Origin of the sequence: Dyadobacter jiangsuensis, from assembly GCF_003014695.1 — a bacterium.
GTDB classification, from domain to species: domain Bacteria; phylum Bacteroidota; class Bacteroidia; order Cytophagales; family Spirosomataceae; genus Dyadobacter; species Dyadobacter jiangsuensis.
In genome coordinates this window covers 431,502-446,062 of record NZ_PYAS01000006.1, presented here as the reverse complement: position 1 = coordinate 446,062, position 14,561 = coordinate 431,502, and the positions used below count along the sequence as shown (strand labels likewise).

13 protein-coding genes are annotated in these 14,561 nt (G+C 50.0%); 9 read left to right on the top strand and 4 right to left on the bottom strand.

Annotated elements, in window-relative coordinates; all coding sequences use genetic code 11:
* The first annotated feature begins 146 nt into the window (after window positions 1-146).
* The 6 genes from thiM (at window position 147) to CLV60_RS15090 (ending at window position 6,505) form a co-directional block, all read left to right on the top strand.
* Window positions 147-944 carry a hydroxyethylthiazole kinase gene (gene thiM / locus CLV60_RS15115; protein WP_106596194.1) on the top strand — a complete coding sequence of 266 codons (798 nt, stop codon included), beginning with the start codon at window positions 147-149 and terminating at the stop codon, window positions 942-944.
* Between the two features lie 83 nt (window positions 945-1,027).
* Window positions 1,028-1,681 (top strand): thiamine phosphate synthase, encoded by a 654-nt coding sequence (gene thiE, locus CLV60_RS15110; RefSeq protein WP_106596193.1) that lies wholly within the window; start codon window positions 1,028-1,030, stop codon window positions 1,679-1,681.
* A 63-nt stretch (window positions 1,682-1,744) separates the two neighbouring features.
* Window positions 1,745-2,566 carry a bifunctional hydroxymethylpyrimidine kinase/phosphomethylpyrimidine kinase gene (gene thiD, locus CLV60_RS15105; RefSeq protein WP_106596192.1) on the top strand — a complete coding sequence of 274 codons (822 nt, stop codon included), beginning with the start codon at window positions 1,745-1,747 and terminating at the stop codon, window positions 2,564-2,566.
* Complete coding sequence (tenA, locus tag CLV60_RS15100; protein WP_106596191.1) at window positions 2,563-3,213, top strand: thiaminase II; 651 nt, start codon at window positions 2,563-2,565, stop codon at window positions 3,211-3,213. The genes thiD and tenA overlap by 4 nt, the downstream gene beginning before the upstream one ends.
* A gap of 203 nt (window positions 3,214-3,416) precedes the next feature.
* On the top strand, window positions 3,417-5,732 hold the full coding sequence (locus CLV60_RS15095; protein ID WP_106596190.1) for a TonB-dependent receptor: 2,316 nt from the start codon (window positions 3,417-3,419) through the stop codon (window positions 5,730-5,732).
* Between the two features lie 257 nt (window positions 5,733-5,989).
* Complete coding sequence (locus CLV60_RS15090; protein ID WP_106596189.1) at window positions 5,990-6,505, top strand: pyridoxamine 5'-phosphate oxidase family protein; 516 nt, start codon at window positions 5,990-5,992, stop codon at window positions 6,503-6,505.
* A gap of 73 nt (window positions 6,506-6,578) precedes the next feature.
* Here CLV60_RS15090 and CLV60_RS15085 read toward each other — a convergent pair whose 3' ends face one another.
* Complete coding sequence (locus tag CLV60_RS15085; protein WP_106596188.1) at window positions 6,579-7,121, bottom strand: YciE/YciF ferroxidase family protein; 543 nt, start codon at window positions 7,119-7,121, stop codon at window positions 6,579-6,581.
* 219 nt (window positions 7,122-7,340) lie between these two features.
* Here CLV60_RS15085 and CLV60_RS15080 point away from each other — a divergent pair, with 219 nt between their 5' ends.
* On the top strand, window positions 7,341-8,261 hold the full coding sequence (locus CLV60_RS15080) for an LEA type 2 family protein (protein WP_106596187.1): 921 nt from the start codon (window positions 7,341-7,343) through the stop codon (window positions 8,259-8,261).
* A gap of 28 nt (window positions 8,262-8,289) precedes the next feature.
* On the opposite strand, the gene CLV60_RS15075 is transcribed toward CLV60_RS15080, so the two are convergent.
* Both CLV60_RS15075 and CLV60_RS15070 read right to left on the bottom strand, forming a co-directional pair.
* Entirely contained in the window at window positions 8,290-10,236 is a 1,947-nt protein-coding gene (locus CLV60_RS15075) for a glycoside hydrolase family 127 protein (protein WP_106596186.1), read from the bottom strand.
* A 92-nt stretch (window positions 10,237-10,328) separates the two neighbouring features.
* Entirely contained in the window at window positions 10,329-11,696 is a 1,368-nt protein-coding gene (locus CLV60_RS15070; RefSeq protein ID WP_106596185.1) for a sigma-54-dependent transcriptional regulator, read from the bottom strand.
* Between the two features lie 373 nt (window positions 11,697-12,069).
* Here CLV60_RS15070 and CLV60_RS15065 point away from each other — a divergent pair, with 373 nt between their 5' ends.
* The gene (locus tag CLV60_RS15065) at window positions 12,070-13,317 is read left to right on the top strand and encodes an efflux RND transporter periplasmic adaptor subunit (RefSeq protein ID WP_106596184.1); all 1,248 of its coding nucleotides are present in this window, start codon (window positions 12,070-12,072) and stop codon (window positions 13,315-13,317) included.
* A 79-nt stretch (window positions 13,318-13,396) separates the two neighbouring features.
* Here the strand turns inward: CLV60_RS15065 and CLV60_RS15060 are convergent, their stop codons facing one another.
* The gene (locus CLV60_RS15060; RefSeq protein ID WP_106596183.1) at window positions 13,397-13,756 is read right to left on the bottom strand and encodes a four helix bundle protein; all 360 of its coding nucleotides are present in this window, start codon (window positions 13,754-13,756) and stop codon (window positions 13,397-13,399) included.
* An 87-nt stretch (window positions 13,757-13,843) separates the two neighbouring features.
* Here CLV60_RS15060 and CLV60_RS15055 point away from each other — a divergent pair, with 87 nt between their 5' ends.
* On the top strand, window positions 13,844-14,521 hold the full coding sequence (locus tag CLV60_RS15055) for an ABC transporter ATP-binding protein (protein ID WP_106596182.1): 678 nt from the start codon (window positions 13,844-13,846) through the stop codon (window positions 14,519-14,521).
* Window positions 14,522-14,561 lie beyond the last annotated feature (40 nt).

Here is a 14,561-nt window from a genome sequence, read left to right as displayed (position 1 = left end):
CACCCAAAACTACTACATTCGCTCGTGACCTGGAAGGAGTATCGGTTAAATGGGAGGAAAGGGAGAATGGAGGAAGGGGATAAAGGATTGTATTCTTTTCCCTACGCCGGTCGCCCTTTCCTCCTTTTCTCCCAAAAAACATAACGATGACTATTCAACTAGAAGGGAATCTGGAAAAACTGCGCGCCTCGGCGCCTTTGGTACATAATATTACCAATTTCGTTGTGATGAACTTCACCGCCAATGCATTGCTTGCGGTGGGCGCGTCGCCCGTGATGGCGCATGCGGTGGAAGAAGTCGAGGATATGGTTTCGATCGCCGGTGCACTGGTGATCAACATTGGTACGCTCTCGGCGCGCTGGGTGGAAGCGATGAAACTGGCGATGTGGAAAGCAGCCGAACTAGGCAAACCGATCATTCTCGACCCGGTAGGAGCCGGTGCGACGCCTTACCGCAACAGGGTGCTGACCGAGCTGCTCGAAACCGCCCCACCGACCATTATCCGGGGCAATGGGTCGGAGATACTCGCATTGGCAGGCGCCAGCATTCAAACGAAAGGCGTCGATAGCACTGCCGATTCGGTGGACAGCATTGGCGCCGCGCAGGCATTAAGTGCACGTTTCGGTTCGGTGGTGAGTGTCAGCGGGGCGGTGGATGTGATCGTGCATGGCAGCCGTACTGGTTGGGTTTCGAACGGCGTGCCGTTGATGACCAAAGTAACCGGGATGGGCTGCTCGGCGTCCGCTATCGCAGGTGCATTTGCGGCGATTTGCGGCGATCCGTTCGAAGCAGCGGTTTCGGCAGCGGCTACGATGGGCGTTTGCGGGGAACTGGCCTACCGTAATGCGAAGTTGCCCGGTTCGTTCCAGATTGCGTTTCTGGATAAATTAGCGGAAGTAAGCCCCGCGCATTTGGCAGAGTTGTGTAAAATCAAATTTGAATAATATTCAATCGCGTAGCGATGAAACATTGGTAGTGACATAATATGCTACCAATATTACATGCCTGACGGCATTTAAATGAATGTATGATGTTAAACCTCGAACTGTATTTAGTAACCGACGAAGCCGCGTGCCTGGGCCGCGACTTTTACTGGGTTGTGGAAGAGGCTGTGAAAGGAGGTGTCACCATGGTGCAGTTGCGGGAAAAATCGCTTTCTACCCGCGCATTTATCGATCGGGCGAAGCGTTTGAAAAGCCTTTTGGAAACTTATAATGTCCCTTTGATCATTAACGACCGGGTGGATGTAGCATTGGCTGTGGACGCGGACGGCGTGCATATCGGGCAGAGCGACATGCCTTTTCAAACAGCCTATCGACTGCTCGGCGAAGGTAAAATCATAGGATTATCGGCTGAAAAGCAATCCGATGTGCTCGAAGCAGCGCATTGGAACCTCTCGTACCTCGCCGTAAGCCCGCTTTTCGCGACGCCGACCAAAACCGACACCGAGCAGCCCTGGGAACTTAAAGGCTTGCAATGGGCGCGACAGGAAAGCAGGCATCCGCTGGTGGTAATCGGCGGGCTTCATACGGGCAACGCGCACGAGGCCGTACTGAACGGTGCGAACGGTATTGCCGTCGTATCGGCCATTTGCAGCGCCCCGTCGCCGAGAGAAGCGGCAAAGGAGCTCAAAAAGGCTATCCAGGATGCGATCCTGTGGCCAACCTCCAACAACACCTGACAAAACCTGACCAAACCTTTCAATAGCTGACCACCCCCGACCAACACCACCAACCACATTCCTATGAACCGTTATCCAACTGTATTGACCATCGCCGGATCCGATAGCGGAGGTGGCGCAGGCATCCAGGCCGACCTCAAAACGATCGCCGCGCTGGGAGCCTACGGAACATCCGCCATTACCGCGCTCACTGCTCAGAATACGCAGGGCGTGCGGGCGATTCATCCCGTGCCGCCGGCTTTTTTACAGGAACAGTTGGAAGCTGTTTTTGAGGATATTACCGTTGATGCTGTTAAAATCGGGATGGTGAATACTGCGGAGGTGGCGCACGTCATTGCGGACGCGCTGGATCGTTTTAAACCGTCGTTCGTGGTTTTCGACCCGGTAATGGTATCTACCAGTGGTTCGAAACTGATCCAGGACGAGACAGTTGCGGTGCTTTGGAAGGAGCTTTTTCCCCGGGCGGACCTCATTACGCCCAATCTGGATGAAGCAGAAATACTCATCGGCGGACAGATCCGCACAGCGGCAACGATGAAAGGTGCAGCGATTCAAATGGTTGAAAAAGGCTGCAAAGCGGTGCTGCTGAAAGGGGGTCACCTGGTGGCGCCGACGATTTATGATGTGCTGGCGCAAAGAGGGCAGGAGCCCTTGATCCTCGAATCGGATTACATCGAAAGCCGGAACGTCCATGGTACCGGCTGTACGTTGTCGTCGGCTATTGCTACTTACCTCGCCAAGGGCAATTCGCTGGCGGAGTCGATCATTTTCGCGAAGGAATACATCGCGGGCGCTATCAGGGAGGGTAAAGACGTCGTTACCGGTCACGGTCCGGGCCCGCTGAACCATTCATTTTCACCACTTTCCATGCAGATTTTATCATGAAATTCACCGACCTGCTCTGGGCCGAAGCGCTGCCGATATTTGAAGAAATACAGCAACATCCTTTCAACAAGGAACTGAAAGAGGGCACTTTACCGCTCGAAAAGTTTAAATTCTACATTTATCAGGATTCTCTTTACCTCGCCGATTTTGCCCGCGCACTGGCCGTAGCAGGTACCAAAGCCGGTAACAGCCACGAACTGCTCGATTTCCTCCAATTTGCGCAAAACGCCATTCTCGTAGAGCGCGCATTGCATTTGGGGTATTTCAAAGAATACGTCATCGACTACCAATCGGGTAAAGCGCCGGGCTGTTTTGCCTATACCAACTATTTGATGGCTACCAGCGCATTCGAATCCTACGAAGTTACAGTGGCCGCATTGCTTCCGTGCTTCTGGATTTACAAGCAAATCGGCGACTACATTTACGCTAATCAGGCCACTCCGAATCCCTATCAAAACTGGATTAATGCCTACGCAGGCAAAGATTTCGCGCATTCCGTACAGAAGGCGCTGGACATTTGTGACCAGTTGGCTGAGCGAGCGTCGGAAGCGACACGCAGGAAGATGATCGAGGCATATTTAACTGCTTCGAAACTGGAATATGTGTTTTGGGATAGTGCTTATCGGTTGGAGACCTGGGGCGTGTAGCGTAATTGACCGCCGACGGCTGACCGCTGACCGCCGACTGCTTGTCAGTGGAGATTCGTAAGAAAAAAATCAAGACGATATAATACATGCAATCGGCGGTCCATGGTCGGCCGTCGGCCGTCAAACCCCCAGGTTCAAAAATTTTCCCCATAACTTTTAGGGTACCCAACGGCTGAGTTGTCAGAATTACAAAACAACCAGCCATGAAAAAATTTATCTTGACCTTAATCGCCGGGGCCATGAGCGCCCTGGCCTTTGCCCAGCCTGCCCAGACGGTCAAAGGACGCGTCGTGGATGCGGAATCGCAACAACCGGTGATCGGCGCGAATGTGATCGTGACTTCCGTGACGCCTCTCATCGGCGGAGTGACAGATACCGAGGGAAATTTCCGGATTGAGAAAGTGCCTGTCGGTCGCCACTCGTTTAAAATTACCAGCATTGGCTATGATGATGCATTCGTGCAGGAAATCAATGTAGGCTCCGGGAAGGAAGTTGAATTTAATATCAAACTGACCGAATCGTTCCGTGCTCTGAATGAAGTGGTTGTGAAAGCGCAGAAAGAGAACGGTGCTCCTTTGAACGACATGGTGAGCGTAAGCGGCCGCTCATTTACCGTGGATCAGACGAAGCGTTTCGCTGCCTCCGTGAACGACCCGGCACGGATGGCCATGTCGTTTGCCGGTGTGGCAGCAACCGACGACGGTAGTAATCAGCTTATTATCAGAGGGAATAGTCCGAAAGGGATGCTGTGGCGCATGGAAGGCGTCGAGATTCCCAATCCGAACCACTTCGCACAGGAGGGCGCGAGCGGCGGCGGGATCAGCGCATTGAGCGCCAACGTACTCGGTAATTCCGATTTTCTCACCGGCGCATTTCCCGCCGAATATGGAAATGCAACATCGGGTGTTTTTGACCTTAAACTCAGAAAAGGTAACAATGAAAAACGCGAATACGCGATGCAGGCCGGTATTCTCGGGCTCGATTTCGCTGCCGAAGGGCCCATTGGCGCGAAGGGCGGCGCTTCTTATCTGGCCAATTACCGCTATTCTACTCTTTCCGTTCTTAATAAGATCGGCGTTAACCTTAACGGCGATGCTTCGATTGATTTTCAGGACGGCGCTTTTAAGATATATATTCCTTACGACGACAAGGTGGTGGTGAGTGTGTGGGGGCTAGGGGGCATGAGTACGTCAAAAGTTAACGACGACGATTGGAACGAAACCTTCAAGTCGAACCGCGGGATGGTAGGTGTGAATTACCTCCGCTATATCAATAGTAAATCCTATATGGAAAACATCGTTTCCTATTCAGCTACGAGCCAGACAGGGGATTTTTATGACAAAAACATCGATGCTACCTATCAACAGAAATTTGTAAACCAGGCACTTAGACTCTCCTCTTTATACAATTACAAACTCAACGCGCGCAACACGGTCCGGCTGGGTGTGATCATCAACCACCTGGATTTCAACCTGTATGACAAGGATAATGAAGACGGTCCTTATGAAATCAATGTGGATCGGAAAGGAAATACCCAGCTGTTTCAGGCCTATGCGCAATGGAAGTCGCGTTTAACACCTACCGTTACACTGAATGCAGGCTTGCACGGCATGTTGCTCGGGCTGAACAATCGATATTCGATCGAGCCGCGCGTGGGGGTAAGGTGGGCCGTCGCGCCACGCTCGACAGTTAGCTTGGGTGCCGGGTTACATAGCAAAACGGAGTCTATTTCTACTTACTTTGCCCAGGTAAAGGTGTCGGAAGATAAGACGGATCTGTTGAACAAGAACCTGAAACTGACCAAATCGGCGCATTGGGTGGCGGGATACGAGTTCAGGCCATCGGCGAGCTGGCGGGTACTTGCGGAAACGTATTACCAGCATCATTACAACATCCCGATCGGTCCGCCGAACACGACGACGCCCTATTTGCTCCATAACTCGCAGTTGAACGAAATCAGCGGTTTTGTAAGCGATTCCCTGACGAGCGATGGCAAGGGACGCAGTTATGGTTTGGAGCTCACGGTCGAAAAATCACTCACGGCCGGCATTTACCTCATGAGTACGACTTCTTTGTACCAATCCAAATACACCGGCCGCGACGGCATTGAACGCGACAGCCGCTTTAATGGCAAGTATGTACAGAACTTACTCGCGGGTAAGGAATGGCGGGTCGGTAAGAACAAAACCAACATTTTTGCTGCCAATATCAAGCTCCTCGCGGCCGGCGGCAACCGCACCACGCCAATTGACCTGGAAAAGTCAAGGGAAAAAGGCCGCACGGAACGCGATTGGTCACGAAGCTACTCGGAGCAGCTGCCCGCCTATTTTCGCTCCGACCTGCGGGTAAGTTATACCAAAAACAAAAGACGCACCACATCGACGATCTCGCTCGACATTCAGAATGTGACCAATCGCTTGAATGCATTGGATCGATACTACAATAAGAAAGAGGACCGGGTAAAGCTGATTACCCAGACAGGTATGCTGCCGATTCTGAATTATCGCCTGGAATTTTAATGCTGGGGCGGCGGGGACGCCTGGTGGTTGCGACCGCCGATTGCATTTTTGCTACGGTAGTGGTCAAGTATGGTCAGATGTTGTCATGCCTGGTCAAGTATTGTATTTCAATGACTATTCCTGACTACACATGACAACTTGGACTATGGTCAGTGGTCGGCGCTCGGAACCCTCCGCTTTATCAGTCTATCCTTGGAACGGTTGTTTTATATATCCGGATTCAAACCAAAATTTCAACAGATCTAAAAACAATCGTTATGGAAAAGGATTTTGAAGATAATCAGGCTATTAAGAAACTGAAATCGTTGGCGGAGGACATCCGGTTTTGCATGTACACGACTATTGAAGACGGCAAGATCGTGTCACGTCCGATGACAACGCTGGATATCGATGCGGAAGGGAATGTGTGGTTTTTTACCAGCCGCCATACCGAGCTGGTAAAAGATGCCCAGCATGGCGATGCCCGGCATGGGAATACGGTGACATTGATTTACGCAGATCCTAAAAGCAATACTTACTTAAGTGTGTCGGGTACGGCATCGATCGTGGAAAGCGAGCATCGTAAGGAGGAATTGTGGAACCTGATGTCGAAAGCCTGGTTTCCAGGCGGGAAAGACGATCCGGATCTCGCCGTGCTGAGGGTTACCACGCAAGAAGCCGCATATTGGGATAGTACTTCTTCCAAAATGGTCGTATTCTTCTCGATGCTGAAAGCGGTGATTACGGGTACCACACCTGACGGCGGCGATCATGGCAAATTGAATCTGGTGTAGATGTATATATTGAATGCAAAAGAGGCGGTCGGGAATCCCGATCGCCTCTCTGTTTTATAAAAGGCAAAAGCCTCTACTCTACACTTGCTTCCTCGTTCACATAGGCTTCTGCCAGTTCGGTGAGCTTATGGTCGGTTTCACCCTCCTGGTCAAGCGTTTGTTGCAGCATATCTGCGACGTCGTTATGGCCCAGTGTGCGGGCAATGTTGCGCAATGTGCCGTAGGACGCTATTTCGTAATGTTCCACTTTTTGTGCGGCCATAATAAGCCCGCAGTCGCGTACCATTGTGCCTTTATCGGTGCTCTCGAGGATTTCGTTCGCTTCTTCGATCAGTCCTTCCATCGCGGCACATTTCTTGGCTTGCGCTTTCTCGCCTATTCTTTCGAAAACCTGTTCCAGCCGGGCTGCATGTTCTTCCGTTTCGGTAGTATGCTGTTCAAACGCAGCTTTTAATTCTTCAGAGGTCGCATTTTTTGACATTTTAGTCAGCGCTTTCGCCAGGTTTTTCTCGGCCCAGTAAATGTCTTTCAGACCGTCTACAAACAATTCTTTCAGCTTTTCACTATCCTTTTCGGTGATTTGTTTGGCAGCAGTTTTACTTTTTGTCGCTTTCATGATTAAGTAGTTTTAATGGTCGTGGTATTGTTGAGATTCATGGCGGCTGTCGCCGATTTGTCGCACTCTTTTTAAAAATTCATACCAAAAGGGAAAACAGGCCGGCAGGAAAGCTTTGTATCCGGTTTGAAGAGTTTCCTACACATATACGTGTGGCGCGGGGGTGAAAGCGGCGGGAATACTTTTTGAGCACGTATTTTCATTAACCGACCGACACCTATGAACAGCAGAAGTGTATTTAAATGGATTTTGATCCTGGTATTGATCGCGGCAGCCGCATTTGCAGTCTGGTATTTTTTCAGAAAAAGTGATCCCGACCCGGTTTCAGGGTTGAAACCACGTGTGGAAATGAGTATAGCCCATATCAGTGAAATCACGGATAGTACCATTAAAATGGAACTTAAAACACTCGTCCACAATCCGCTTCCGGTGGGAATGCATTTGAAGGCGATGAATTATGTGGTCAAAATGAATGACCGGACGATCGTGGAGGACCATTACAGCAAACCTTTGGAAGTGAATGCGGCCGACAGCTCTTTGCTGACGTTACCAGCCAAAGTGAAAATCCGTAACCTGCGTTTGGAAGGTGACCAGGAGGCTGCCAAAGGTCAGGACAGTGCCGATTATCATTTCAAAACGATCCTGCATTTCGAAAAATCGTTTCTTGGAAAGGACTCGCTCGTGCTCGAAATGGACAAAAGACTGCCGCTGTATTGGCTGCCGATGGTCAAAATGGCGGGTTATGATTTTAAAAAGCTGGGTTTGAAAGAGTCGGATATCGTGGTGAAAGTGGAGGTGAGTAATATGAACCCCTTCTCGCTGGAATTTCAGGACCCGGTTTACGTAATGGATTTGGGTAAACAAAAACGCTTCGCGGAAGGGGCTGTGAAAGGCATTACGAAAGTGAAATCGAAAAGCAGGGATGTTTATGAAATCCCGTTGGAAGTGAGTTTAGGGAAAGTCATCAAAGCGGGTGCTCAGATAATCGGGAAAGGGAAGGAACTGCCTTTTTCGTTCTATTTCAAAAGTAAAATTAAATCGGAAAGTGAGGTGCTCGACGGCAGCGATATTAATCTGATCATGGATGGGGAATTGAAGGACTTGGAGGCGTTTCAGCGGAACCTGGAAAGGAAGGAGTAGTGTTTGGACCGCTGACCGCTATCGTCCCTCAATCCCTTCCAAACCATATCGCCATCTCATTCGCGCCGCGGTTGGCCCAGGCGTAGTAGGGGATTAAAGTAATGTTTTGTTCTTTGGATTTCAGTACATTAATGCCGCCCAGCATTTCTTTTTGGTAGGAGGGGGTGAATTCTTGCGTTCCCGATATTTTGATGCCAAGCGCCTTTCCGCCATTATCATGTCCTTCCGCACAGTAAAGTACAGGTCCGCGTTCGATAGCGACCTTGCCCTGGTTGCTTTTCAGCTTTTCGTTGGCGATTACTTTGCGTACGGGCATGTCCAGCACCAGTTCGATCATATCGCTTTTCTTCCAGTTTCTGTTCAGTTTCAAATATCCGTTTTCAATGGCGGCTTCCGTTTTTTTACCATTAATAGTCAGGATCACCGGTTTGGCCAGTTTGTCTTCATAAGTATACAAGTCGCCCGGGATAGCCTGGCCATTTGCCCAGCCCGGAATACGGATATGCAGCGGGAATGCGCTGTTTTTTTCGGGATCGACCTGAATGCGGATGTTCCCTTGCCATGGATACTGCGTCTGCTGGGTAATCTGAACCGCGGTGTTCGGAAGCGTGATATTCGCTTTGGTATCCCCGAAAAGGTTGATCACCAACGCATTGCCCTGGGTAGCGTACATGTACGCGGGCATGGAAGGAAGGAAACGCGAGACATTGGACGGGCAGCACGCGGTACCGAACCATTCGTGCCGCACCGCGCCGGAACCTTTATTGAAATCGTTTACACCGTTGGATGACATCGGGTTTACGTAAAAGAAGCTGTTGCCCTTCACGCCCATTCCGCCCAGAAAACCGTTGTAAAGCACACGTTCGAAAACGTCCATGTATTTTGCCTCGCCGGTGAGCAGGTACATTTTGTGGTTCCAGAGCATGTTGGCGATCGCGGCGCAGGTTTCCGCGTAGGCGTTGTCGTTAGGCAATATGTAGGGTTTGTCGAATGCTTCGCCATCCTCACGGGCGCCCATTCCGCCGGTAATGTATTGCTTTTTGAAAGTTGCGTCGTCCCAGATCGCGTGCACCGCGGCGTCATTTTTCGGGTCGGGTTGCAAGCTGAGCAGGTCGGCCACGCCCGTGTACAGGTATTGTGCGCGTACGGCGTGCCCTACGGCCTCCCGCTGGCGCACGAAGGGCACCTGATCCTGGAAATAGGCCGGGCCGAGCTTGTGTTCGTCAAGGAAAAGGGTGCGCTTGTCGGAGCGGCCGCGCATGTCGATGAAGAATTTGGAAAGATCGAGGTATTCTTTCTTGCCAGTGACGCGGTAAAGGCGTATCAACGCGAGTTCGGTTTCCTCATGGCCCGGTACCACCACCATTTGCCCGGGTTTAGGACCAATGGTTTTGACAAGATGATCCGCATTTTTGATCGCGATATTCAGCAAAGTCTTTTTACCGGTGGCTTCATAATGTGCTACGGCGGCTTCGTATAAATGGCCGACATTGTACAACTCATGGCTGCCATTCTCGAATGAATAGCGGTAAGGTCCCGCGATCCAGTCGTAGGAGCCGGTGGTATCCTTGTTAATGGTCCTGATGGTATACAGATAACCGTCGGGTTCCTGTGCGGCGGAGAAAAGTATGATCAGCGAGTCGAGGTAATGGTCCAGCTTCTGATCGTATTGGTTTTGAAGTACATAAGAAGCTCCCTCCACGATTTTGAAAACATCCGAATCATCGAAACGGGCGCCCTTGAACGTCCCCTTTTTCAAGCCGCCTGCCACTGCAAAATTGTCGAACCGGCCGCTTTCTTCGCATTGGTGCAGTGCGTGAGGCACAGTTACAGCCCGCGCGAGCTCGACGCGATCGTGCCAGAAACCATCGGTCGTTTTAACGTTTTTGAGCGATACCGGCTTGATGCCGCCGGTTTGGGCAAATGCGAAATGGGAGAAAAGAACGAGGATGAATATGGGAAGTGATTTGATCATCGGAAGTACAAAATTGGAACGTAGTTGAGCTTTGTATAGGATTTAACCCAAAAAACATGCCAAAATTGTCCTTCCGCGTGGTTTGCAGTGGCCTATAAACCGTATTTCTCCATCCTCCGGTAAAGCGCCGCGCGGCTGAGTCCCAGCTCACGGGCAGCGTCGGTGATGTTTCCGTTAAACCGTTTCAATGCTTTGATAATCATCGTTTTTTCCATGTCTTCCAGGTCGAAACCGGTGGCGGTAGCAGGCTGCCCGGCCGAACTTTTGAGGAAAAGATCATCAGGTTGCAAAGTTTTTTCCTGGGAAAGGATCACCGCGCGCTCTACGGCATGTTGCAGTTCGCGGATGTTGCCCGGCCAGTTGTACTGCTGCATTTTCTTCACCAACGCATTGCTGATGTCATTAACGGGACGGTTATACTTTTTGGCGTATTGTTTGAGGTAATAGTCGGCCAATGCGCTGATATCCTCGGGCCTGTCGCGCAACGGCGGCAGTTCGAGTTCGATGGTATTGATCCGGTAGAGCAAATCCTGGCGAAAGGTTTTGTCGGTTACCATCTTTTCGATGTTCATATTCGTCGCGCAAATGAGGCGGACGTCGAGCGCGATGGGCTTGTTGGAGCCCACGCGCGTTACTTTGCGTTCCTGAATGACGGTGAGCAGCTTGGCCTGCAAGGGTAATGTGAGGTTGCCGATCTCGTCGAGGAAAATGGTACCGCCTTTCGCTTCTTCGAATCGACCGGCCCGGTCTTCTTTTGCATCCGTAAATGCGCCTTTCACATGGCCGAATAGCTCGCTTTCAAAAAGTGTTTCGCTGATCGCGCCCAGATCCACGGCCACGAATGGCTTGTCGGCCCGTTTGGAATGCTGGTGAACATGCTTGGCCAGCTGCGTCTTACCAGTACCGTTCTCGCCCAGGATGATCACATTGGCGTCGGTCGAAGCTACACGTTCGGCAGTGACGAGTACTTGCCGCATACTATCACTGGTGGCGACAATGGTGTCGGCAGTGGCTTTATTATTTTTCTTATTGTCGTCTTTCTTTTCTTCGGGTACCGGCACCACTTTATCCTTACCACCTTCGAGCGCCGTACTGATGGTCGCCAGCAGCTTATCGTTTTCCCACGGTTTCAATACAAAATCAATGGCTCCCGACTTGATCGCACGGATCGCCATTTCAATATCGCCGTAAGCGGTGATCATGATCACTTTCGCGGCTGGATTGATGTCGAGGATGCGATCGAGCCAATGAAAACCTTCGCGCCCGCTGTTCACATCGCGGGTGAAGTTCATGTCGAGCAGGATCAGGTTATAATCTCCATTGGTAACGAGGAATGGCAGTTTTTGGGGGTTCTTCTCAATGTCGACTGCTTTGGCGTGCCGTTTCAGTAAAAGTTTGGCGGCACTGAGTACGTCAACATCGTCGTCGATAATCAGGATTTTGGCTTCTGATAGTAGCATGGCTGTTCTTTCTTGTGGTGCGCAGGCGGGTAAACACTGCCGGATAGGGACTTAACGCAATTGTTTGTCAAGATAAGGACGCAATTTGAAATATTATTTCCTAACAAGCTAAAATGTCACTATTTTACCTTTAAAAGGCAGCTCGAAAGGCTTGTCCGCGCCCGAACAAATTTGTCCGATAACGAACAATATTAGTGGTGTTCTGAATTTGAATACTATTGATTTTCAAACGATTAGATAGCGTTGCCTTCTTTGGCATAGTGATTGGATTAGTAAAGCCAAATACAAAAGCGAACTCAATCACTAGCATATAATGGAAGTTAAGACACCTAACTCGACAAGCACCAGTAACGGATTTTCCGGAGGATCAACAATGGACCGAGTCAAACCCAAGAAATTCTGGAATACCAAACGTATCAGCATCATCGGCGGTAGCGTATTACTGGCAGCATTCCTGATTTATCAGTTCTTTTTTGCGGATACCAGAAGCAAACTGAATGTGGAGCAAGATAAACTGACGATATCGACGGTCCAAAAAGGTAAATTCGACGAATTTATCGTAGTGACCGGGGTGGTTCAGCCACTGAAAACCATCCAGCTCGATGCGATCGTAGGTGGTTACGTTACTGAAAAGCTCATTGAAGGTGGTAACATGGTAAAACAAGGGGATGTGTTGCTCCGCCTGGAAAACCAGAACCTCAAACTGCAATTCCTGCAATCGGAAACGGAAGCCAGCCGATTGGTAAACGACCTTCAAAATACGCGTCAAAATTTGAAAGTGGCGCGCTTTACGCTCCAAAAGACATTAAGCGACCTCGATTTCCAACTCGATCAGGCAAAGGATGCGCACGATCGTAATGTGAAGCTTTATAAGGACAAAGTGATCCCGGAAGCCGATTATCTTAAAACGAAGCGTGACTACGAGAAACTGGTAAAACAGCGCGAAATCGAGATCGAATCGCAGAAATACCAGGAAGAAAACGCCAGAATGCAGATCTCGCAATTGGAAGGAACATTGGCCAGCACACAGAAAAACGTAGGACTGTGGCGTCAGACACTCGACAACCTCGTGGTGAAAGCACCGGTATCAGGTTTGCTATCGTCCATGAACATCGAGGTCGGTTCCAACATCAGTCAGGGACAAAATATCGGCCAGATCGACGATTTGAACGGTTTTAAAATGCGTGTCAGCGTGGATGAACACTATTTGTCACGGATTTTCGTAGGCCTGACGGGTTCCATGGAATTCAATGGAAAAGACTACGGCTTGAAGATCATCAAGATATATCCGGAGATATTGAGCGGACGTTTCGAAGTAGATATGAAGTTCGACAACGGCGCGCCGGAAATGGTTAAAAGAGGCCAGTCTGCCCCGATCCGTCTGCAACTCGGTCAGCCTTCGCAGGCCACATTGCTGCCGGTAGGCGGTTTCTTCTCCGAAACAGGTGGAAACTGGGTATATGTGGTTGCTGAAGGTGGCAAACGCGCCGCGAAACGCAAGATCACATTAGGCCGTAAAAACCCTGAATATTTCGAAGTTCTTGAAGGTTTGCAGCCCGGTGAGAAGGTCATTACCAGCTCATACGAGAACTTTGGAGATAACGAAGTACTGGAATTTTAATTAGGGAGGAAAGGGAGGATGGAGGAAAGGGAGGAAAGGGATGATGGAGGAAGGGGAGGAACGGTGAGTATGAGTGTGGTTAGAAGTTTGTTTCTCTTGTTTTGATCAGGTTTTGGATCATTGCAGATAGGAGGCGGCTTTTGGAGATTAGTTCTGTTCCTTTTTCCTCGGTTATCAGGCCTGTTCCCATGGCGATGTAAATTTGGGTTCTTAGTTCACCAGAAGATCCTTTTGCAATTCTTAAGAAACGTATAAACTCTTTGTTCGAATGACGCTCGAAACCCTCAGCAATATTAGATGGAACAGATACCGCGGCGCGGCACATCTGATCTTTGAAACTAAAATCACGGCAGGTGCCAAGCGTCTGATAAACATGGATGGATAAATTGATTCCATCCTGCCAAATTTTTAAATCTTCAAATTTTTCAACTTTTGACATAACTAACAGGATTGATGAAAGATAAGGGCAATAATAACCATTTTCCCCTTCCTCCTTCCTCCCTTTCCTCCAAGCCTTTAAAACAAAATGATCAAGATTAACAACATGCACAAGGTGTTTTCTACCGAAGAAGTAGAAACAACTGCCCTCAACGGCATCGACCTGGAAATTAAGGATGGCGAGTTTGTAGCCATCATGGGCCCATCCGGTTGCGGGAAATCGACCTTGCTGAACATTCTGGGATTGCTCGATAATCCGAGCGAGGGGTCGTATGAATTTTACGGCACGGAGGTAGCAAAAATGTCGGAGCGCCAGCGCGCACAGATCCGCAAGGGGAATATCGGTTTCGTGTTCCAGAGCTTTAACCTGATCGACGAGCTGACGGTGTATGAAAACGTGGAGCTGCCATTGCTGTACCTCAAAACACCTCCGGCAGAACGCAAGGAGAAAGTGGAGGCCGCGCTTACCCGCATGAACATGATGCACCGCCGCAACCACTTCCCGCAGCAGCTATCGGGTGGTCAGCAGCAGCGTACCGCCATTGCCCGCGCCGTGGTAGCTACTCCCAAGACAATACTGGCCGATGAGCCGACGGGTAACCTCGATTCCAAAAACGGAGAAGAGGTAATGAACCTGCTGAGCCAATTGAACGGAGCCGGAACGACAATCCTGATGGTAACGCACTCGCCTTACGATGCCGGCTTTGCACACCGGGTAGTGAACCTGTTCGACGGTAAAATCGTGACCGAGAAAATACATGTTTAGAAATCCTCCGGCTATTGACGACTAGCGCGGCTTCATAGCA